The sequence below is a fragment of the Actinomycetospora sp. CA-084318 genome, from assembly GCF_050955885.1.
Classification (GTDB): domain Bacteria; phylum Actinomycetota; class Actinomycetes; order Mycobacteriales; family Pseudonocardiaceae; genus Actinomycetospora.
In genome coordinates this window covers 605,101-623,186 of sequence record NZ_CP192098.1, presented here as the reverse complement: position 1 = coordinate 623,186, position 18,086 = coordinate 605,101, and the positions used below count along the sequence as shown (strand labels likewise).

Annotated in this window: 20 protein-coding genes; 8 read left to right on the top strand and 12 right to left on the bottom strand. The window is 73.7% G+C overall.

Annotated elements, in window-relative coordinates:
* Window positions 1–233: 233 nt before the first annotated feature.
* The 4 genes from ACQPYX_RS03045 to ACQPYX_RS03030 all read right to left on the bottom strand — a co-directional run bounded on the left by ACQPYX_RS03045 (window position 234) and on the right by ACQPYX_RS03030 (window position 4,240).
* A complete protein-coding gene (locus tag ACQPYX_RS03045) occupies window positions 234–1,043 on the bottom strand; it encodes an ABC transporter permease (protein WP_433801432.1) in 810 nt (269 codons plus the stop codon).
* Window positions 1,040–2,050 (bottom strand): ATP-binding cassette domain-containing protein, encoded by a 1,011-nt coding sequence (locus ACQPYX_RS03040; RefSeq protein WP_433801431.1) that lies wholly within the window; start codon window positions 2,048–2,050, stop codon window positions 1,040–1,042. The genes ACQPYX_RS03045 and ACQPYX_RS03040 overlap by 4 nt, the downstream gene beginning before the upstream one ends.
* Window positions 2,051–2,302: 252 nt before the next feature.
* Window positions 2,303–3,892, bottom strand: coding sequence for a benzoylformate decarboxylase (gene mdlC / locus ACQPYX_RS03035; protein WP_433801430.1), 1,590 nt, complete (start codon window positions 3,890–3,892; stop codon window positions 2,303–2,305).
* 75 nt (window positions 3,893–3,967) lie between these two features.
* Entirely contained in the window at window positions 3,968–4,240 is a 273-nt protein-coding gene (locus ACQPYX_RS03030) for a hypothetical protein (protein WP_433801429.1), read from the bottom strand.
* A gap of 143 nt (window positions 4,241–4,383) precedes the next feature.
* Between ACQPYX_RS03030 and ACQPYX_RS03025 the strand changes: the two genes are divergently transcribed.
* Both ACQPYX_RS03025 and ACQPYX_RS03020 read left to right on the top strand, forming a co-directional pair.
* Window positions 4,384–5,577, top strand: coding sequence for an epoxide hydrolase family protein (locus ACQPYX_RS03025; protein WP_433801428.1), 1,194 nt, complete (start codon window positions 4,384–4,386; stop codon window positions 5,575–5,577).
* Window positions 5,571–7,304, top strand: coding sequence for an ABC transporter ATP-binding protein (locus tag ACQPYX_RS03020; protein ID WP_433801427.1), 1,734 nt, complete (start codon window positions 5,571–5,573; stop codon window positions 7,302–7,304). The genes ACQPYX_RS03025 and ACQPYX_RS03020 overlap by 7 nt, the downstream gene beginning before the upstream one ends.
* 82 nt (window positions 7,305–7,386) lie before the next feature.
* On the opposite strand, the gene ACQPYX_RS03015 is transcribed toward ACQPYX_RS03020, so the two are convergent.
* Together ACQPYX_RS03015 and ACQPYX_RS03010 are read right to left on the bottom strand one after the other, a co-directional pair.
* Window positions 7,387–8,712 carry a DNA polymerase IV gene (locus tag ACQPYX_RS03015; protein ID WP_433801426.1) on the bottom strand — a complete coding sequence of 442 codons (1,326 nt, stop codon included), beginning with the start codon at window positions 8,710–8,712 and terminating at the stop codon, window positions 7,387–7,389.
* Window positions 8,709–9,152, bottom strand: coding sequence for an HAD family hydrolase (locus ACQPYX_RS03010; protein ID WP_433801425.1), 444 nt, complete (start codon window positions 9,150–9,152; stop codon window positions 8,709–8,711). Before ACQPYX_RS03010 ends, ACQPYX_RS03015 begins: the two co-directional genes overlap by 4 nt.
* A gap of 52 nt (window positions 9,153–9,204) precedes the next feature.
* Here ACQPYX_RS03010 and ACQPYX_RS03005 point away from each other — a divergent pair, with 52 nt between their 5' ends.
* Window positions 9,205–9,414: a DUF2795 domain-containing protein gene (locus tag ACQPYX_RS03005; RefSeq protein WP_433801424.1), complete on the top strand. Its 210-nt coding sequence runs from the start codon at window positions 9,205–9,207 to the stop codon at window positions 9,412–9,414.
* Between the two features lie 60 nt (window positions 9,415–9,474).
* Here ACQPYX_RS03005 and ACQPYX_RS03000 read toward each other — a convergent pair whose 3' ends face one another.
* Together ACQPYX_RS03000 and ACQPYX_RS02995 are read right to left on the bottom strand one after the other, a co-directional pair.
* Window positions 9,475–9,741: a hypothetical protein gene (locus ACQPYX_RS03000; RefSeq protein ID WP_433801423.1), complete on the bottom strand. Its 267-nt coding sequence runs from the start codon at window positions 9,739–9,741 to the stop codon at window positions 9,475–9,477.
* A 119-nt stretch (window positions 9,742–9,860) separates the two neighbouring features.
* Complete coding sequence (locus ACQPYX_RS02995) at window positions 9,861–10,085, bottom strand: hypothetical protein (RefSeq protein WP_433801422.1); 225 nt, start codon at window positions 10,083–10,085, stop codon at window positions 9,861–9,863.
* A gap of 194 nt (window positions 10,086–10,279) precedes the next feature.
* On the opposite strand from ACQPYX_RS02995, the gene ACQPYX_RS02990 reads away from it, so the two are divergent.
* Entirely contained in the window at window positions 10,280–10,993 is a 714-nt protein-coding gene (locus tag ACQPYX_RS02990) for a methyltransferase (protein WP_433801421.1), read from the top strand.
* Here ACQPYX_RS02990 and ACQPYX_RS02985 read toward each other — a convergent pair.
* Window positions 10,990–11,220 carry a hypothetical protein gene (locus ACQPYX_RS02985; protein WP_433801420.1) on the bottom strand — a complete coding sequence of 77 codons (231 nt, stop codon included), beginning with the start codon at window positions 11,218–11,220 and terminating at the stop codon, window positions 10,990–10,992. The two genes, ACQPYX_RS02990 and ACQPYX_RS02985, sit on opposite strands and share 4 nt — an antisense overlap.
* Window positions 11,221–11,397: 177 nt before the next feature.
* On the opposite strand from ACQPYX_RS02985, the gene ACQPYX_RS02980 reads away from it, so the two are divergent.
* Window positions 11,398–12,753: an FAD-dependent oxidoreductase gene (locus tag ACQPYX_RS02980; protein ID WP_433801419.1), complete on the top strand. Its 1,356-nt coding sequence runs from the start codon at window positions 11,398–11,400 to the stop codon at window positions 12,751–12,753.
* Between the two features lie 203 nt (window positions 12,754–12,956).
* On the opposite strand, the gene ACQPYX_RS02975 is transcribed toward ACQPYX_RS02980, so the two are convergent.
* Genes ACQPYX_RS02975 through ACQPYX_RS02965 form a run of 3 tightly spaced genes read right to left on the bottom strand, consistent with a single transcriptional unit; the run spans window position 12,957 to window position 14,556 of the window.
* Complete coding sequence (locus ACQPYX_RS02975; protein ID WP_433801418.1) at window positions 12,957–13,478, bottom strand: hypothetical protein; 522 nt, start codon at window positions 13,476–13,478, stop codon at window positions 12,957–12,959.
* The gene (locus ACQPYX_RS02970) at window positions 13,475–13,801 is read right to left on the bottom strand and encodes a DUF4873 domain-containing protein (protein ID WP_433801417.1); all 327 of its coding nucleotides are present in this window, start codon (window positions 13,799–13,801) and stop codon (window positions 13,475–13,477) included. The genes ACQPYX_RS02975 and ACQPYX_RS02970 overlap by 4 nt, the downstream gene beginning before the upstream one ends.
* Window positions 13,798–14,556: a TetR family transcriptional regulator gene (locus ACQPYX_RS02965; RefSeq protein ID WP_433801416.1), complete on the bottom strand. Its 759-nt coding sequence runs from the start codon at window positions 14,554–14,556 to the stop codon at window positions 13,798–13,800. The genes ACQPYX_RS02970 and ACQPYX_RS02965 overlap by 4 nt, the downstream gene beginning before the upstream one ends.
* A gap of 116 nt (window positions 14,557–14,672) precedes the next feature.
* Here ACQPYX_RS02965 and ACQPYX_RS02960 point away from each other — a divergent pair, with 116 nt between their 5' ends.
* The 3 genes from ACQPYX_RS02960 to ACQPYX_RS02950 are packed head-to-tail and all read left to right on the top strand — an operon-like array spanning window position 14,673 to window position 18,086.
* Window positions 14,673–15,593, top strand: coding sequence for an AurF N-oxygenase family protein (locus ACQPYX_RS02960; RefSeq protein WP_433801415.1), 921 nt, complete (start codon window positions 14,673–14,675; stop codon window positions 15,591–15,593).
* A gap of 2 nt (window positions 15,594–15,595) precedes the next feature.
* A complete protein-coding gene (locus ACQPYX_RS02955; RefSeq protein WP_433801414.1) occupies window positions 15,596–16,561 on the top strand; it encodes an alpha/beta fold hydrolase in 966 nt (321 codons plus the stop codon).
* Window positions 16,551–18,086, top strand: a complete 1,536-nt coding sequence (locus ACQPYX_RS02950; RefSeq protein ID WP_433801413.1) for a flavin-containing monooxygenase — start codon at window positions 16,551–16,553, stop codon at window positions 18,084–18,086. The genes ACQPYX_RS02955 and ACQPYX_RS02950 overlap by 11 nt, the downstream gene beginning before the upstream one ends.

Here is an 18,086-nt window from a genome sequence, read left to right as displayed (position 1 = left end):
CTGCATGGCGTCGGCGATCGCCCTGCAGGCGTGGCTCTCGATCGCCAAGCCCTGGCCGCGCACCCCGCTCGGTGTCGGACGGTTCCCGACGGCCGGCGCGGGCTGGTTCGCCGCCGGGGTCCTGGCCGTGACCGGCGACCTCGCCCTGAGCCAGGTCGTCGGGTTCCCGAGCCCGCTGCTGTCGGTGCCGACGCTGCTCGGGGCGCTGGTCTGGCTCCGGCTCGTCGGCGCGCTCAGTCCAGCGCCCGCCGGACGAAGCCCCGGATCCCGATCGCCCCGAACAGCACGCACGCGAACACCAGCGCCGCCAGGCACAGCCACGTCGGCAGGTGCGGGATCTGCGGGGTCAGGGCACCACGCAACCCCTCCGCCACGTACGTGATCGGGTTGAGCGCGCAGATCACCTGGAACCAGCGCAGCGACCCGATCTGCAGGAAGGGGAACTGCGTCGAGCCGGTGAACAGCAGTGGCGTGATCACCACGGCGAACACGATGTTGATCCGCCGCGGGCTGACCAGCGTGCCGATGACGAGGCCGGACGCGCCACCGGCGAGGGCGCCGAGCACGAGCAGCACCGCCGAGACGGGGAGCCCGGCGAGGTTCCAGGAGACCTCGTCGAGCACCAGGTAGCCGACCGGGATCATCACCAGCGACCCGATCAGCCCGCGCAGGGCACCGAAGACGATCTTCTCCACGGCGACCATCCGCGTCGACAGCGGCGCGAGCAGCCGGTCCTCGATCTCCTTGGTGTAGCTGAAGTCGATCACCAGGGGCAGCGCGACGGCCTGCACGGCGACGAGGAACGCGTTGAGCGCGAGCAGCCCCGGCAGGAGCAGCTGGGCGTACCCGGGCGCGATGTACCCGAGCTCGGAGAGGACCTTGCCGAACACGAAGAGCAGGAAGAACGGCTGGACCAGCACCTGGGAGATGAAGCTGCCGAGCTCCTTGCCCGTGACCGCGACGTCGCGGCCCAGCACGCCCAGGAACGCGCGACCGGGCGACACCCGGCGGAACGGCTCGACGTCGGTCTCCGTCACGGTCACCGCAGTCCCCTCCCGGTCAGGTCGATGAAGACGTCCTCGAGCGTGGGCTCGCCGAGCCCGACGTCGGAGACGCGACCACCCGCCGCCGTGACCTCCTCGAGCAGGCCGGGCAGGGCGACGCCCGCCTCGCCCTCGACCCGGATGCGCAGGCGGGCCGGTCCCTCGTCGGGCGTGGCGAGCACCTCCGCGCCGGCGACGCCCCGGACCGCGCCGAGCCGTCCGCGCAGCTGCTCGGGATCGACTCCGGTGACGTCGAGGTCGACGGTCGCCGAGCCGGAGAGCCCGGCGACGAGGTTGGCGGGCGTGTCGAGCTTGAGCAGCTCGCCGTGGTCGACGATGCCGACGCGGTCGGAGAGCTTGGCCGCCTCGTCCATGTCGTGGGTGGTGAGCACGACCGTCACGCCGTTCGCGGCGAGCTCGGCCACCCGGTCGTGGACGAACAGCCGCGCCTGCGGGTCGAGCCCGGTGGAGGGCTCGTCGAGGAAGAGCACGCGCGGGTCGTGCATCAGCCCGCGGGCGATGATCAGCCGCTGCGCCTGGCCGCCGGAGAGCTCGTCGGGATTGGTGTCGGCCTTGTCGGTGAGCCCCATCCGCTCGAGCAGCTCGTCGGCCAGCGGACCGCGCCGGGCCCGCGGGACCCCGTGGTAGGCGGCGTGCCAGACGAGGTTGCCCTTGGCGTCGAGGCTGCGGTCGAGGTTCGGCCGCTGCGGGACGACACCGATCACCGAGCGCGCGCCCACCGGGTCGCGCGTCACGTCGATGCCGGTGACCGCGGCGCGCCCGGAGGTCTTGCGGACGCGGGTGGTGAGCACGCCGATCGTCGTGGTCTTCCCGGCGCCGTTCGGACCGAGGAGGCCGAACACCTCGCCGGGGGCGACGGCGAACGAGATGCCGTCGACTGCGTTGACCTTGGCCTTGGGGTAGCGCTTCACGAGGTCGACGACCTCGACGGCGGGGGTGGCGGCCGGCCCGGCGTGGGTTCCGGTGGGCTGCGTCTGGGTCGACACGTGCCGCGACGCTACGCGGACCTCGTGGGGCGGGGCATCTCGATACCGGGTGAGCACGGACGTGAGGGTGCGACCTCGAGTGCCGTTGAGGTCAAGCCCGCCCCCGTCTCCCGCGTGAGGGGAACCCTCACCATGCTGGGGCGCACGAATCCTCCCCTCACGAGCATCGGCCGACCCGTGCCGCGATCGTGAGGGGAACATCGGCCCGCCCCAGCGTGGTGAGGGTTCCCCTCACGCCGGGGGGGACCGGCCTCAGCCCGCGGCGCGGCCGACCGGCACCGCGATCAACCGCGGCCCGTCGGAGTCCCGGCCGCGCTCCAACGCGGCGCGCAGCTCCTCGGCCGTCGACACCGACTCCCCCGGCACGCCGTAGCCCGCGGCGAGGGACACGAAGTCGACCGGCGGCAGGTCGAGCCCGGGCGCCTTCGGCGTGTTCTCCCGGGCCGCGAACCACTTCAGGATCGCGTACTCCCGGTTCTCCAGGACGAGCACCGTGACCGGCACCCCGAGCATCGCCGCGGAGGCCAACGCCTGGATCGCGTACTGCATCGAGCCGTCGCCGATGGCCGCCAGCACCGGGCGCGACCGGTCGGCCAGGGCGACGCCCACCGCCGCGGGCAGCCCGAAGCCGAGCCCGCCCGACGTCGTGAAGAAGGACGTGGACGGACGGGAGACCGGCCGCCGGGCGTGCAGGGCGCCGCGGTTGGACGGGGACTCGTCGACGACGACGCCGTCCTGCGGCCACACCGACCCGACGACGTCGAACACCGCCTCGGCGGTCAGCGTGCCGGGGACCGCCGACGCGCGCGCGGGCGACGCCGCGGGCGCCGAGCCCGCCGGGACGCGCGACGACGCCGCCACGCGCCCGAGCAACGAGCGCACCACGGCGACCGGCGAGGCCACGAGCGCATCGCCCATCGGCGCGCGGGCGGCCTCGTCGGGATCGGACGTGACGTGCAGGAGCGTGGTGCCCTCGGGCAGGAACCCGCCGGGCACGTAGGGGTAGTAGCGGAACACCGCGGTGCCGAGCACGAGCACGACGTCGTGGGCCGCGAGCGTCTGGGCCACCGGCGCGATCGCCATCGGCAGGGCGCCCCGGAACTGCGGGTGGGTCTCGGGGAACCCGATGCGGCCGTCGGCGGGCGGCCCGTAGACCGCGCAGCCGAGGCGCTCGGCCAGCGCCACGGCGTCGTCGAACCCGCCGCCGGAGTCGATCTCGCCGCCCACGACGAGCGCGGGCGCCGACGCGCCGTCCAGTGCGGCCGCCCACGCGTCGAGACCGGCGGGCGCGAGGGGCGTGGTGACCCGTCGTCGGGCCGCCCGCTGCGCCACCTCGAGGTCGTCGCCGGTGAGCTCGACGTCCCAGTCGTCCATCGGGATCGACACGAACACGGGGCCGGTGGGCGGCGTGGTCGCGAGGTGGATCGCCCGGGCCAGGGTCGCGACGACGTCCTGGGCCCGTGGCGGCTCCGCCGAGTACTTCACGGTGGGACGCGGGAGCTCGCTCGCCCGCGGGTTCGCGAGCATCGCCTCCAGCGTCATCATCGGCCGCACCTGCTGGCCGGCGGTGACCACGAGCGGGGTCCGGTTGGCCGCCGCGTTCACCAGCGCGCCCACCGCGTTCCCGACGCCGGGCGCGGTGTGCAGGTTGACCAGGGCCGGCCGACCGGTCGCCTGGGCGAAGCCGTCGGCCATCCCCACGACGACGGCCTCCTGGAGCCCGAGGACGTAGGTGAAGTCGTCGGGGAAGTCCTGGAGCATCGGGAGCTCGGTCGAGCCGGGGTTCCCGAAGACCGTCGTCATGCCGTGCGCCCGGAACAGCTCGAGCGCAGCAGCGCGCACCGTCGTCGATGGTCCGGCTCCGCTGCGCTCCGCGTCCGTCGTCACGCCGCAGGATCTACCCCGCGACGGACGAACTCACCAGGCCTGTTGCGGGATGGGCGCGGGCAGGTGCAGCCTGCTCACCCGCACCACGACGTCACGCAGGTCGTCGGAGTCGAAGTTGTTGCGCAGTTCCTCGGCGCGGAGTGTCGCCGCGACCCCCTCGTAGGGGCCGTGGGCGTCCATCTCACCGGTCTCCGGGTCGAACACCAGGACCACGTAGCCGTCGCACTCGTCCAGATCCGCCGCTGCCGCCAGCAGTGCCGCGGGCCGTTCGTTCAGCACGATGATCACCTCCGCTGCGTTCATCGCCACGATGACGGCCCGTGTGACAGCGTGGGCGGAAGACGCCACCTTCGGGGGACAGCTTCCATCCGGCGGCGTGTCGGGGTGACACCCGGACGGATGCCTCCCCACGGCGCGTTCGGACCTGTGCCGTTAGCGTCGCGCCCATGGCCCCCTCCGACGCCGAGCCGACCGCCGCCGACCCGTCGTCGACCCGACCGACCGACCCCGCCGCGATCACCCCGTTCGTGCTCGACATCCCCGACGACCAGGTGTCCGACCTGCACGAACGTCTCCGCCGGGCACGTCTGGCCGAGCCGGAGCCGGTGGCCGACTGGTCCCAGGGCATCCCCGCCACGGTCGTGGCGGACCTGGCCCGGACGTGGCTGGAGGAGCACGAGATCCGGGCGCTGTCCGACGAGCTCAACGGGCTCGGCCAGTACCGGACGGAGATCGACGGGCTCGGCATCCACTTCCTGCACGTACAGTCACCACGTAGTGACGCACAGCCACTTCTGATCACCCACGGGTGGCCCGGGTCGGTGGTCGAGTTCCTCGACGTCGTGGGCCCCCTGACGACGCCGGAGGACCCGGCGTGCCCTGCATTTCATGTGGTCGCGCCCTCCCTCCCGGGGTTCGGCTTCTCCGACAAGCCCACCGTCACGGGCTGGGGCATCGACCACATCGCGGATGCATGGGCCGTCCTCATGTCGCGTCTGGGTTACCCCCGCTTCCTCGCCCAGGGCGGCGACTGGGGGGCCATGATCACGACGGCGCTCGGGGTCCGGCACCCGGACCGCGTCGCCATGCTCCACACGACGATGCCCCTGGCGGACCGGCCCGAGGGCGCGCGGACCGAGGACCTCCCCGAGCTCGAGCAGCGGTGGCTCGCGCAGGCCCGCGAGTTCCGCGAAACCGGCAGCGGCTACTCCGGTCAGCAGCGGACCCGCCCGCAGACCCTGGGGTACGCGCTCGTCGACTCCCCCGTCGGCCAGCTGGCCTGGATCGCGGAGAAGTTCGGGGTGTGGACCGACGGCGGACCGACGCTCGAGCCCTCGGTGCCGCGCCGGCGCCTGCTCGACAACGTCGCCGTCTACTGGTTCGGCGCCTCCGGGGCGTCCTCGGCGCGGATGTACTGGGAGAACGCGCAGGTCGACCGCCGCGCCGAGGTGACCGTCCCCGCCGCGATCTCGATCTTCCCGGCCGAGATGGCGAAGATGCCGCGGTCCTGGGTCGAGGCGCGCTACACCGACGTCCGCCGCTGGAGCGTGCTCGACCGCGGCGGCCACTTCGCCTCGCTCGAGGTGCCCGAGCTCTTCGTCTCCGAGCTGCGCGCGTCGTTCCGCGGGGTGGTGTGCTGACCGCGCCCGACACGGGGCTGGCGCGGCTGTGGCCCTACCTGCGCCCGCACCGCGGCACCCTGCTCGTCGTCGCCGTCCTCTCGCTGGTCACCGCGGGGACCTCGCTCGCCCAGCCGCTGCTGGTCGGGCGGGTGATCGCGGCGGTGCAGGGGGCCGGCCCGGTGCTGGGGTCGGCGGTCGTCCTGGTGGCGGTCCTGCTCGGCGGCGCGCTCGTGGGTGCGGTCCAGTCGTTCCTGCTCCAGCGCACGGCCGAGGGGCTGGTGCTCTCGACGCGCCGGACCCTCGTCGACCGCGTGCTGCGCCTGTCGGTGCCGGAGTACGACGCGCGCCGCACCGGCGACCTCATCTCCCGCATCGGGTCGGACACGACGCTGCTGCGCGCGGTGGTCACCTCCGGGCTGTTCGAGCTCGCCAGCTCGGTGGTGGTCGTGATCGGGGCGGCGGTCGCCATGGCACTGGTCGACCTCACGCTGCTCGGGGTCACGCTGCTCGCGGTGGCGGCGGGCGTCGTCGTGATCGGGGCGGCGTCGCGGCGGCTGCGGGCCCTGTCGACGCTCTCCCAGGCGCGGGTGGGCGAGATGACCGCGGCCGTGGAGCGCGCGCTCGGCGCGGTGCGCACGATCCGCGCGAGCGGGGCCACCGACCGGGAGGCCGACGGCGTGGTCGGCGCCGCGTCGGCGGCCTACGCGGTGGGCGTGCGGTCGGCGCGCCTGCAGGCCCTCGTCTCCCCCGCCGTCACGATCGCCACCCAGGGCTCGTTCATCGCCGTCCTCGGGATCGGGGGCGCCCGGGTCGCGGCCGGGGAACTGACCGTCGGCGAGCTCGTCTCGTTCGTGCTCTACCTGTTCCTGCTCGTCCTGCCGTTCGCGCGGCTCACCCAGGCCTGGACGCAGCTGCAGACCGGCCTCGGCGCACTGGCGCGCATCGAGGAGGTCGCCGCGCTCCCGGGCGAGTCCGCGCGCGATGTCACGGTGTCGCCGGACCCCGTGGTGGGCGCCCCCGCCCTGGAGCTGCACGACGTCGACTTCGGCTACGCGGACGGCACCGCGGTGCTCCGCGGGGTGTCCTTCGCCGTCCCGCGCGGCACCCGGACCGCGCTCGTGGGCCCCTCCGGGGCGGGCAAGTCGACGGTGTTCGCGCTGGTCGAGCGGTTCTACGACGTCACCGCCGGCGCCGTGCTGGTGGACGGGGTCGACGTACGCGACCGGCCCCGCGACGCACTGCGCGCACGGCTCGGGTACGTGGAGCAGGAATCGCCCGCGCTGGCCGGGACGCTGCGCGAGAACCTCGTGCTCGCCGCCCCCGACGCCCCGGAGGCCGACCAGCTCGCGGTCCTCGCGGCGGTGAACCTCTCCGGGCTCGTCGAGCGCTCCCCGCTCGCGCTCGACGCCCCCGTCGGCGAGGGCGGGGTGCTGCTCTCCGGCGGCGAGCGCCAGCGCCTCGCGATCGCCCGGACGCTGCTCGCCGAGCCGTCGCTGATGCTGCTCGACGAGCCCACGGCGAGCCTGGACGCCCGCAACGAGGCGGCCCTCAAGGAGGCGATCGACGTCGCCGCCGCAGCCGACCGCACGCTGCTGATCGTCGCGCACCGCCTCTCGACCGTCGTCGACTGCGACCAGATCGTGGTCCTCGAGGACGGCCGGGTCGTGGCCGTCGGCACGCACGAGGAGCTGCTCGCGGCCAGCCCGCTCTACGCCGAGCTCGCGCGGTCGCAGCTGCTGCTCTGAGGGCCGCCCCCTCCCCCTCGTGGCAGCGGAGCGTCGTTGCTGTCATCCGATGACAGCAACGACGCTCCGCTGCCACGGGATGTCAGGTCAACGACACGAGCGGATCGGCCCGTGTGAGCTCCGGGTCGTCCGCGGCGAAGGTGTGCGCCCGCCCGGGCCCGGTCGACCGCGTCTCGAAGCGGACCGTCACGCGGCCGTGCCCCGCGCCCTGCACCCAGCCGTGCCCGTGGGCGGGGTGCGCGGCGTCGTCCCCGGTGCGCCACTCCCGCTCCGGCGCCGGCGTCGGCTCCTCCTCGATCCCGACGTCGGGTGCGGCCGGCTCGGGTGCCTCGTCCTGCCCGGTCTCGAACAGCGTCCCCTGCACCGCCGTCGTCAGGCCGGCGTAGGAGACCCCGACGAGGCGCACCCCGGCATCGGGCAGCGCGTCGACGGCGAGCCGCTGCGCCACGACGGTCAGCGCGGGCAGGTCGGTGGAGGCCACGGTCGACGTCTCGGAGCGGGTGTGGGTCACGAAGTCCCCGCCGCGGACCTTCACCGTCACGGTCCGCGCGGCGCGCCGGGAGGCCACGAGCCGGCGGTGGGCCGAGGCCGCCAGGTCGGCGACCGCGCGGCGCACGGCGGCCACGTCGGACAGGTCGGTGTCGAACGTCGTCTCCGCGCTGACCTGCTTGGCCTCGCCCCGTTCGGTCACGGCGCGGTCGTCGATCCCCTGGGCGAGGCGGTGCAGCGCGGTGCCGACGGCGGAGCCGAGCAGCGCGGTCACCTCGGCCGCGGGCATCGCCGCGAAGGCCGCGATCGTCGTGACTCCGGCCCGCGCGAGCGCCGTCTCGGCCACCGGCCCGATCCCCCACAGCGAGCGCACCGGCAGCGGGTCGAGCAGCGCCCGTTCCCCGCCGTGCGCGACGACGTGCACGCCGTCCGGCTTGGCCAGCCCCGAGGCGATCTTCGCGACCTGCTTGCCCGAGCCCGCCCCCACCGACACGGCCAGGCCCGTCGCCTCCCGCACCTGCGCGCGGACCTCCTCGGCCCAGGCGTGCACCTCGTCCGTCCCCGCGCCGACGAGCGCGGCGGGTTCGGCGAACGTCTCGTCGTAGGCCACCTGCTCGAGCACCGGGGCGGCCGCGCGCACGACGGCGAAGAACGACTCCGACAGTGTCCGGTAGACCGCCGTGCGCGGCGGCAGCGCGACCGCCGTCGGGCACGCGCGGCGGGCCTGCGCCATCGGCATCGCCGACCGCGCCCCGAACGCCTTCGCCTCGCCCGACGCGCCCGCGACGATGCCGCGCGGGCCCAGTCCCCCGACGAGCACCGGGCGGCCGCGCAGGGTGGGCCGGGTGAGCTGCTCCGCGGAGGCGAAGAACGAGTCGAGGTCGAGGTGGACCACCCAGCGGCCGGTCGGGACGGTCACGACGGCACGCGGCTCCAGATCAGGTCCGCCCCGCCCAGCACGTCCGCCGGCGTCCCGCTCCACGTCACGCCGACCGCCGTCAGCCCGTGCCGCCGGGCCGCCGCCACGTCGGTGGGGGCGTCCCCGATCATCGCCGCGCCGACGGCACCGTCGGGCAGGACCCGGCCGAGCCCGAGCAGCGCCTCGACGAGCACCTCGTCCTTGCCCGCCACCCCGGGCCCCGTGCCGGCGACGTGGCCGAACCAGGCCGACCACCCGAGCCCGTCCACCACCCGCCGCGCGAGGGCCGTGGTGGCCGACGTCGCGACGGCCACCTCCACCCCGGCATCCGACCAGGCCGCGAGCAGGGCCTCGACGCCCGCGACCGGCGTCGGCGAGCCGCGCTCGAGCAGCGTGCCGTCGAGATCCCAGACGACACACGACCAGGGGCACGTCCGCACGGGGAGGAGGATTCCACGGTTGGTTCCCGGGCCCGTGGACCATCCCCGGCCCATGGGTTACGACGTCACGCAGGTGCAGAAGTCCCTCGGCGGGTTCGACTACCCCGGAGGCCCGGACGAGCTGGCCGAGCACGCGAAGTCCAAGGGGGCCGACGACCAGCTCGTCGAGACCCTCCGCGGGCTCGAGAAGGAGCAGTTCGACGGCCCGAACGCCGTCATGAAGAAGCTCAGCGAGGCCGGCGTGCTCGGCGGCGGCTCGTAGGAGTCGTTCCCGACGACGGGTCCGGGCGCCGGATCCGTCGTCGGGAGGCTCGTCGGGTGGTCAGCGCGGCATCGTCGGGAGGCGCTGTTCGACGACCTCCCGGGCCCCCTCGAGGGTGCCGTCGTTGCTCCACACGGACTCGTCCAGGCGCGAGACGTTCCAGCCGCCCGGCCGCACGCGGGTGCCGTAGAGGAACACGTCCTTCTCCTGGACCCACTCGATCTCGTAGTCGATGGGCTGCTCGCTCTGCGACTGCCAGGTCCACACCGCGCCGGAGCGTCGGCTCGACTCCCGCACCTGCCGGCCGTCGATGTCCCAGGTGGTCACGACGTTCCTCCCCGCTGACGCCGGAGGACTGACCCGGAACGGGTCCTCCCCTGCGCCGATCGGCCCATCAGCCTACCGGGTTCTGTCTCGTCGCGAGGCATCGAGAGCCTGTGTGCTCGCTAGGAGCTGGGTGCCCAGCCCTCGCGGCAGAGGGCGCCGACGATGCGCCGGGCGTCCGCCCGGTGCGCCTCGGGGCGGTGCGAGGTCCAGCTCCACTCGGTGCACTCGCGGTGCAGGAGATCCGCGACGACGGTCGCGGCGTGCTCCCGGTCGGGGGCCGGCACCTCGACGGCGCGGGACTGCAGGGGGCGCAGCAGGGCGTGGGCGGGGGACGACGTGCTCATGGCGAGCCTCCTGTCGTCGGCGATCCGCCGGGGCGGGGGTGGTCCACCGCGGGGATCGACGAGAGAGCGACGGGCGCGGACGGCGACGGCGGCGCTGCCAGCAGGATGGCCGTCCGCCCGCCGGCGGGAAACGGCCGGGGGAGCAACGACACATCGGCCGTGCTCCCGGGGGCGGTGGCGGTCACGATGAGGCCATGACTGCGCCGTTCACCGTGGAACTCGACCCGACGCCCGGCCGCCGGCAGGGCGAGGAGCAGTTCCTGCTCCACTCCGAGGGCGGGACGCAGCGGGTGACGCTGCACGACTACGCGACCGTCTACGACGTACCCGGGCTTTACGAGGAGGTCGTGCAGCGGCAGCTGGAGTGCGCCTCGCCCGCGACCGTCGCCGACGCCACGGTGGAGGCCGGCGCCGCGCTCGACCTCGCGCCGGCCGACCTGCGCGCGTTCGACCTCGGGGCGGGCAACGGGGTGGTCGGCGAGGAGCTGACCGCCCGCGGGGTCACCGTGGTGGTCGGCGCGGACGGCATCCCGGAGGCGCGCGACGCCGCGCACCGCGACCGGCCCGGGCTGTACGCGCACTACCTCGTCGGCGAGCGGCTGGAGAGCGCCGAGGTCGCGCGGCTGGTCGGGGAGGAGCGGCTGAACGCGCTGGTCGCGGCCGGGGCGGTCGGCGAGGGACACGTGCCGGTGGACGCGCTCGACGAGCTGTGGTCGGCGTTCCCGGCGGGCTCGGTCCTGGCGCTGACCCTCAAGGACGCGCCGGACGACCACGACGTGTCCGACGTGGAGGCGATGATCGCGGCGCGCTCGGACACCGAGATCGTGGTGCGGCGGTCCTTCCGGCACCGGCTCTCGATGGCCGGCCACGAGCTGTACTACCTGGTGCTCGCGGCGGTGAAGCGCTAGTCGGCGAGTCCGCCCCGGATCACCTGCAGGCGGGGCCGGCGGACGACCGGGGCCGCGGCGGGCAGCGGGGCGCCCACCGCACACGCGGGGCGGCGCCGGGGGCGCAGGCACGCGAGCTCGTTGACGAGGTCGTCGGCGAGTTCCTCGGTGAGCACGCGGTCGAGGTCGTAGTCGTCGAGGACCTCCCGGCCCCGACGCCACGACGCATGCTGCCCGTTCCTGATCATCACTGACATCGTCGGCGCAGGTCGGGCGCCTCCACAGGCCTGATGCCGCATGGAGTGATGACTCGATCGAGGGCCGTTTTCCGACGCGCCGCCCCGAGGGGCGCACCCGATCGTCGGCGTGGCGCGTCTCCCGGAGGAGGGGGTGCGGATCACGCCCGCCTCCGACAGGATCACGACATGAGGACCCATGCCGTGGCGATCGTCGGCTCGGGCCCGTCGGGGTTCTACGCGGCGGGCTCCCTCCTCGACTCGGAGGACCCGCCCGTCCGGGTGGACATGTACGACCGGCTCGCCACCCCGTGGGGCCTCGTCCGCGCCGGGGTGGCCCCGGACCACCCGAAGATCAAGTCGGTCAGCAACCAGTACGAGAAGATCGCGGCCCGCCCCGGGTTCCGGTTCTTCGGGCACGTGCACGTCGGCGAGGACGTCACGGTCGACGAGCTGCTCGAGCGCTACGACGCCGTGGTGTACGCCGTCGGCTCGCAGACCGAGCGCCGGCTCGGCATCGAGGGCGAGGACCGCCCCGGCAGCCTGGCCTCGGTCGACTTCGTCGGCTGGTACAACGGCCACCCCGACTTCGTGGACCTCGACCCGGACCTCTCCGCCGACCGCGCCGTGGTGATCGGCGCCGGCAACGTGGCCCTCGACGTGGCCCGCATGCTCCTGCTCGGCGAGGCCGACCTGCGCGCCACCGACACCGCCGACCACGCGATCGACTCCTTCGTGGGCTCGTCGGTGCGCGAGGTCGTCGTCTGCGGGCGGCGCGGGCCGGTCGAAGCCGCCTTCACCACCACGGAGCTGCGGGAGCTCGACGACATCGAGGGGCTGACCACGGTCGTCGACCCGGGCCAGATCCCGTCCGCCGACGGCGAGGCCGAGCTCGCGAAGGGCACCCGCCGCAACGTGGAGATCCTGCGGGGCTGGGCCGAGCGCGGACCCGATCCCGACGCCGCCCGCCGGATGGAGTTCCGCTTCCTGCGCTCGCCGCTGCGCATCCTGGGCGAGGGCGACGACGGCCCGGTGTCGGGCGTCGAGCTCGCCGTCAACCGGCTCGAGACCGCCGAGGACGGCCGGGTGCGCCCGGTCGACACCGGGGAGCGGGAGACCGTCGAGTGCGGCCTCGTGTTCCGCGCGGTCGGCTACAAGGGCGTGGCGCTGCCGGGCGTGCCGTTCGACGAGGGCTCGGGGACGATCCCGCACACCGAGGGCCGCATCGAGGGCCGGGAGCGCGAGTACGTCGTCGGGTGGATCAAGCGCGGACCGACCGGGATCATCGGCACGAACCGCAAGGACGCCAACGAGACCGTCCGCGGGCTGCTCGCCGACCTCGCGACCGGCGCGCGCGACGGCGAGACCGTCGCCGGTGCGGAGGAGATCGAGGAGTGGCTCTCGGGCCGCTGCGCCGACCTCGTCGACCTCGACGGGTGGGAGGCCATCGACGCCCACGAGCGCGGCGCCGGCGAGCCCCACGGCCGGCCGCGCGTGAAGGTCGTGGACCGTGCGGCGTTCATGGACCTGGTGCGGCCGAAGTAGTCCCGGCTCACCCTCAGCAGCAGTGGCACATCTCTGCCGTCGGAGGTGCGGACGGCGTCAGTCGCGCCGGCTGCCTCGTCGCGGCCCGGTCCAGTGGCCAAGATCGTGACGAGCCGAGCGATGTGCTCGCTCAGCGAGCACATCGCTCCGCAGAACGGGATCTTGTCGAGAGCCGGCCCGGGCCGCCCGCCCCAGCAACCGACCTACGCGATGTCGGACGCCTCGTCGAGATCGATCCGTCGCAGGTCGCGGGCCTCCGGGGAATCCAGGATCTCGGTGACGTAGCCGATCACGTGGTGCCGGATCTCAGCGTCGAGGTTGCCGAGCCGGCGCACGAGGACACCACCGATACCGGAGGTCTTCGTCTCCAGCGCGATGTCGCCCGGGCCGATCTCGTCGACCTCGACGACGACGTGGTCGGCGTCCGGCGCGAGGCACGCCTCGAGACCGATCCGCACCGTCATGCGGGCGTCGACCGGGACCGCCCGCGCCCCGATGTCGACCGTGACGTCGAGCTGCACCGGCACGTGCACCTCGGTGCGGGCGTGGTCGACCTGGCGGCCACGGAGCTTCCCGACGACGCCGACCGCGGTGGCCGAGGCCATCCCGCCGGGGCCGGCGGCCACGGGACCGAAGGCGACCCGGTCACCGATGAGGCCGGAGATGTCCCGGACCGCCCGCTCCGGCGTGGCGATCGCGGCGACGAGGGCGTCGCGGTCGCTCATGCCGGCACCTCCGTGACCACGGCGAACGGCGGTGTGGAGACACCGGCGATCCGGTAGCGACCCCACGGGTCCACGTCGGAGAGCTCCCCCGCCGCCTCGCCCTGCGGGGTCGACACCACGGCCTGCGCCCGCTTGCCGCCGAGCAGGGCCTCGAGCTCCGCGTGCACCGCGACGCGGCCGTACCAGTGGTAGCGGCCGTCGAGCGGCTCGACGTACCCGCGCAACGTCACCTCGACGTCGAGCACCTGACCGTCGGCCAACCGCACCGAGGCCGGACCGCGGTACCCGTCGTCATCGTCGTCGTGATCCCCGGCGTGCGTCATCGCTCCCCGTTCCCAGCCTCGGCGACATCGGACTCGCTGCTCCCGGACGATCCTCCGGGAGACATCTGGATCACCTTGTTGATCTCCAGCGGCACGTTCGGGTCGATGACGACGTCGCGCTGCCGCGCGAATCCGTCGATCGCCGCCCAGACGAGCATCGTCAGGTACTCGGTCACCGAGTCCCGGCTCATCGACCGCCGTTCCAGCCACCACTCCGCGGTGTTCTGCACGAGCCCGACGACGCCGTAGGCCCACGGCTCGGCCGCGCCGGAGTCCAGCCCGAACGCCCGCAGGTAGTCCCCGAGCAGGGCGGACAGGGCCGTCGCGATGATCTCCTTGTCGGCCTGGACCACCTCCTGGCCGTGGCCGTGGCGGGCCAGCACCCAGTACAGGTTCGGGTAGTCCTCGAGCGTCCCGAGCACCGCGTCGATCGACTTGCGGATGCGCGGGAGCGGGGCCTCCTCGGAGTTCAGCGCGGGGATCAGCCGGTCGAGCAGGATGTGCGTCCCGCGCTCGCCCATGGCCTCGACGAGGTCGGCCTTGTCGGAGAAGTGCCGGTAGAGCACCGGCTTCGTCACGCCGGCCTCGATCGCCACCTGCTCGATGCCGAACTCGGGACCGACCTCGGCGAGGACCCGCATCGCGGCCTCGACGAACTCCGCGCGGCGTTCCTCGCGGTGCTTCGTCCAGCGCGTGCGACGCCCGTCACGAGATGGGGGCTTACCGCCCCGCGTCGGCTTGACACCGTCGGCCATGGGCGAAGACGCTACCACCAGTTACGGTTACCAGCGGTAAGACGTACAAGAAGTTGGGGATACAGTCCGTACCCCTCAGCTCGCTCCCCCGTACGACCCTCCGAGAGGACGACGCCATGTCGGCGCCCGCCAGCACCCGGACCGCCCGCACCGAGGGGGACGGCAACGCCACCGCGGCCCGTCTGCTGCGCTCGGCGGCCAAGAAGTCCTACGACCCGGCCGTCGACATCGACTGGGACGCGCCGCTGGTCGACGGGAAGATCTGGGTGCCCGAGCACCGCGTGTCGCTCTACGGCACCGAGCTCTGGGAGCGCCTGACCCCCGAGCAGCGCATCGAGCTCGGCAAGCACGAGGCGTGCAGCGTCGCGAGCGTCGGCCTCTGGTTCGAGACCCTGCTCATGCAGCGGCTGCTCAAGGACTTCTACGCCGACGACCCGACCAGCGAGCGCGCCCAGTGGGCCCTCACCGAGGTCGCCGACGAGTGCCGGCACTCCCAGATGTTCGCGCGCCTCGTGCACCGTGCCGGGGTGGAGCCCTACGGCCCGATCCCCTTCGTGCACCAGCTCGGCAAGCTGTTCTCGGTGGTCAACTGGGGCCCGGCCGCGTACGCCTCGATCCTCGTCGCCGAGGAGGTCCTCGACCGGCTGCAGCGCGAGCAGGCGAACGACGACCGCATCCAGCCGCTCATGCGCCAGGTGAACCGCATCCACATCATGGAGGAGGCGCGCCACGTCGCCTTCGCCCGCGACGAGGTGACCCGCGGCCTGGCGGAGCTCTCCCGCGCCGAGCTCGCCTACCAGCGCTTCATGTGCGCGTTCACGTCGTTCTTCGTGGTCCGCAGCCTGATCAACCCGAAGGTCTACGCGGCCGTCGGGATCGACCCCGCCGAGGGCCGCCGCGCCGCACTGGCCAACCCGCACCACCGCGAGATGATCCGGTTCGGCGGCGAGAAGATCCTCGCGTTCCTGGACGAGGCGGGGATGATCGCCGGACCGGGTATGGCCCTGTGGAAGAAGTCCTTCCTGCTGGAGAAGTGATCATGGACGAAGCCGTCGGTCCGCTGTCCCTCGCCACCGGCATCACCCTGCGGGTGGCCCGGAGCGGGGTCCTGACGACCGCTGTCCCCACGCTGGTCCTCGTCCACGGCTGGTCCCAGGACCTCCGGACGTGGGACCGCGTGGTGCGCGACCTGCGCCGCGCGGGGGTGACGAGCGAGATCGTGCGCTACGACCACCGCGGTCACGGGGGCTCGGAGTCCGGTGGTCAGCACGCCTCGACGATCGGCAGGGCGGCCGACGACCTCGCGGCCCTGCTGCGCGACCACGTCGAGGGTCCGGTCGTCCTCGCGGGGCACTCGATGGGCGGCATGACGCTCATGGCGCTGGCCGAGCGGCACCCCGACCTGGTGCGCGACCGGGTGCGGGGCGCCGGCTTCGTCGCGACCGCCAGCGACGACATGGCCGAGCTGACCCTCGGCCTGCCCGGGCGCCGCGGCGCGTTCGTCGCCCACGGCGAGCGCGCGGTCATGCCCTTCCTCGCCTCGCTCGGCAACCGGGCGCCGGTCACCCGCGCCGACCCCGAGGGCAGCGGGACCCACGCCCGGTCGATCGCCCTCGCCCCGCTGGTGAAGGCGCTCGTGTTCGGTCGCCACCCGCGGCGCGCGGACGTCCTGAGCGTCGCCGAGCAGACCTTCGCCGCCGACCCGGTGGCCGTCCTCGCCTTCCGCAACTCGATCGGCGAACACCGGCGGACGTCGTCGTTGGAGTCGCTGCACGGCGTCCCGACGGTGGTGCTCGTCGGCTCGAACGACCGGCTCTGCCCCGTCGACCACGCGCACACCATCGCCGCGGCCCTGCCCGACGCGGAGCTCGTCGTCCTCCCGGGCGCCGGCCACATGATCACGTTCGAGCGGTCGCAGGAAGTGGCCGCCCACCTGCAGGGCCTCGTGGAGGCCGCCAGCGTCACCACACCGGTCGTCGGGAAGGAAGCGTCCCTTGTTCAGTGAGGTCGTCATCGTCGGGACCGGCTTCTCCGGGCTCGGGCAGGCGCTCGCGCTGCGCGAGGCGGGGATCACCGACGTCGTCGTGCTGGAGAAGGCCGACCGCGGCGTCGGGGGCACGTGGCGGGACAACACCTATCCCGGCTGCGCGTGCGACATCCCGTCGCACATGTACTCGCTCTCGACCGACCCGAACCCGGACTGGTCGCGCTCCTACTCGCCGCAGCCGGAGATCCACGACTACCTCGAGCGCCTCGCCGACCGGCACGACCTGCGCCGGCTCGTCCGCTTCTCCACGGAGATGACCGGCGCGACGTGGGACGAGGAGTCGCGGACCTGGACGGTGCACACGACGACCGGGGAGTACCGCTGCCGCTTCCTGATCTCGGGCGTGGGAGCGCTGCACCTGCCGTCGACGCCGAGCCTGCCGGGCGCGGAGCGGTTCCGCGGCGAGACGTTCCACTCCGCGCAGTGGCGCCACGACGTCGATCTGCGGGGCAAGCGGGTCGCGGTGGTGGGCACCGGGGCGAGCGCGATCCAGTTCGTGCCGCAGATCGCCCCGCTGGTCTCGCAGCTGACGCTCTTCCAGCGCACGCCGGCGTGGGTGCTGCCGAAGGGCGACCACCCGATCGGCGAGTGGCGCAAGCGCCTGTTCGAGAAGGCGCCGGTGGTCCAGCGGGCGTACCGGGCCGCGCTCTACGCGGGCCTCGAGTCGCGCGCGTTCGGCTTCATGAGCCGACCGGAGCTGCTACGCCCCGCCGAGTGGGTGGCCCGCAAGCACATCGAGCGTTCGATCTCCGACCCCGAGCTCGTCGACCGGCTGACCCCGCGCTACTCGCTGGGCTGCAAGCGGGTGCTCGTGTCGAACGACTACTACCCGGCCCTTGCCCGCCCGAACGTCGACGTGGTGTCGAGCGGCATCGCGGAGGTGACCGAGCACGGCGTGGTCGACCACGACGGCGTCGAGCACCCGGCCGACGTGATCGTCTACGGCACGGGCTTCCACGTCACCGACGCCTTCGACGGCCTGACCTTCACCGGCCGCGGCGGACGCACCCTGCGCGAGACGTGGGGCGAGCTCGGGATGCGGACGCACCTCGGCATCACCGTCACCGACTTCCCGAACCTGTTCCTCCTGCTCGGCCCGAACACGGGTCTCGGCCACAACTCCGTCGTCTTCATGATCGAGTGCCAGGCGCGCTACGTCGCCCAGGCGATCTCGGCGGTGCACGGCTACGGCTGCTCGGGCCTGGACGTGCGCTCCGAGGTGATGCAGCGGTCGAACGCCGCCGTCATGGAGCGCCTGGAGAAGGGCATCTGGACCCGCGGCGGCTGCACGTCGTGGTACCTGGACTCGGCCGGGGTGAACCGGACCATCTGGCCCGGCTTCACCGTCCGGTACTGGGCCGAGACCCGACGGTTCCGCCCGGAGGACTTCGAGTTCTTCGGCCGGGCGTCGGACTTCACGACGACGGCTGCGGGCCCCTCCTCCCCCACGTGGCAGCGAAGCGTCGTCACTGCCACTGGCTGA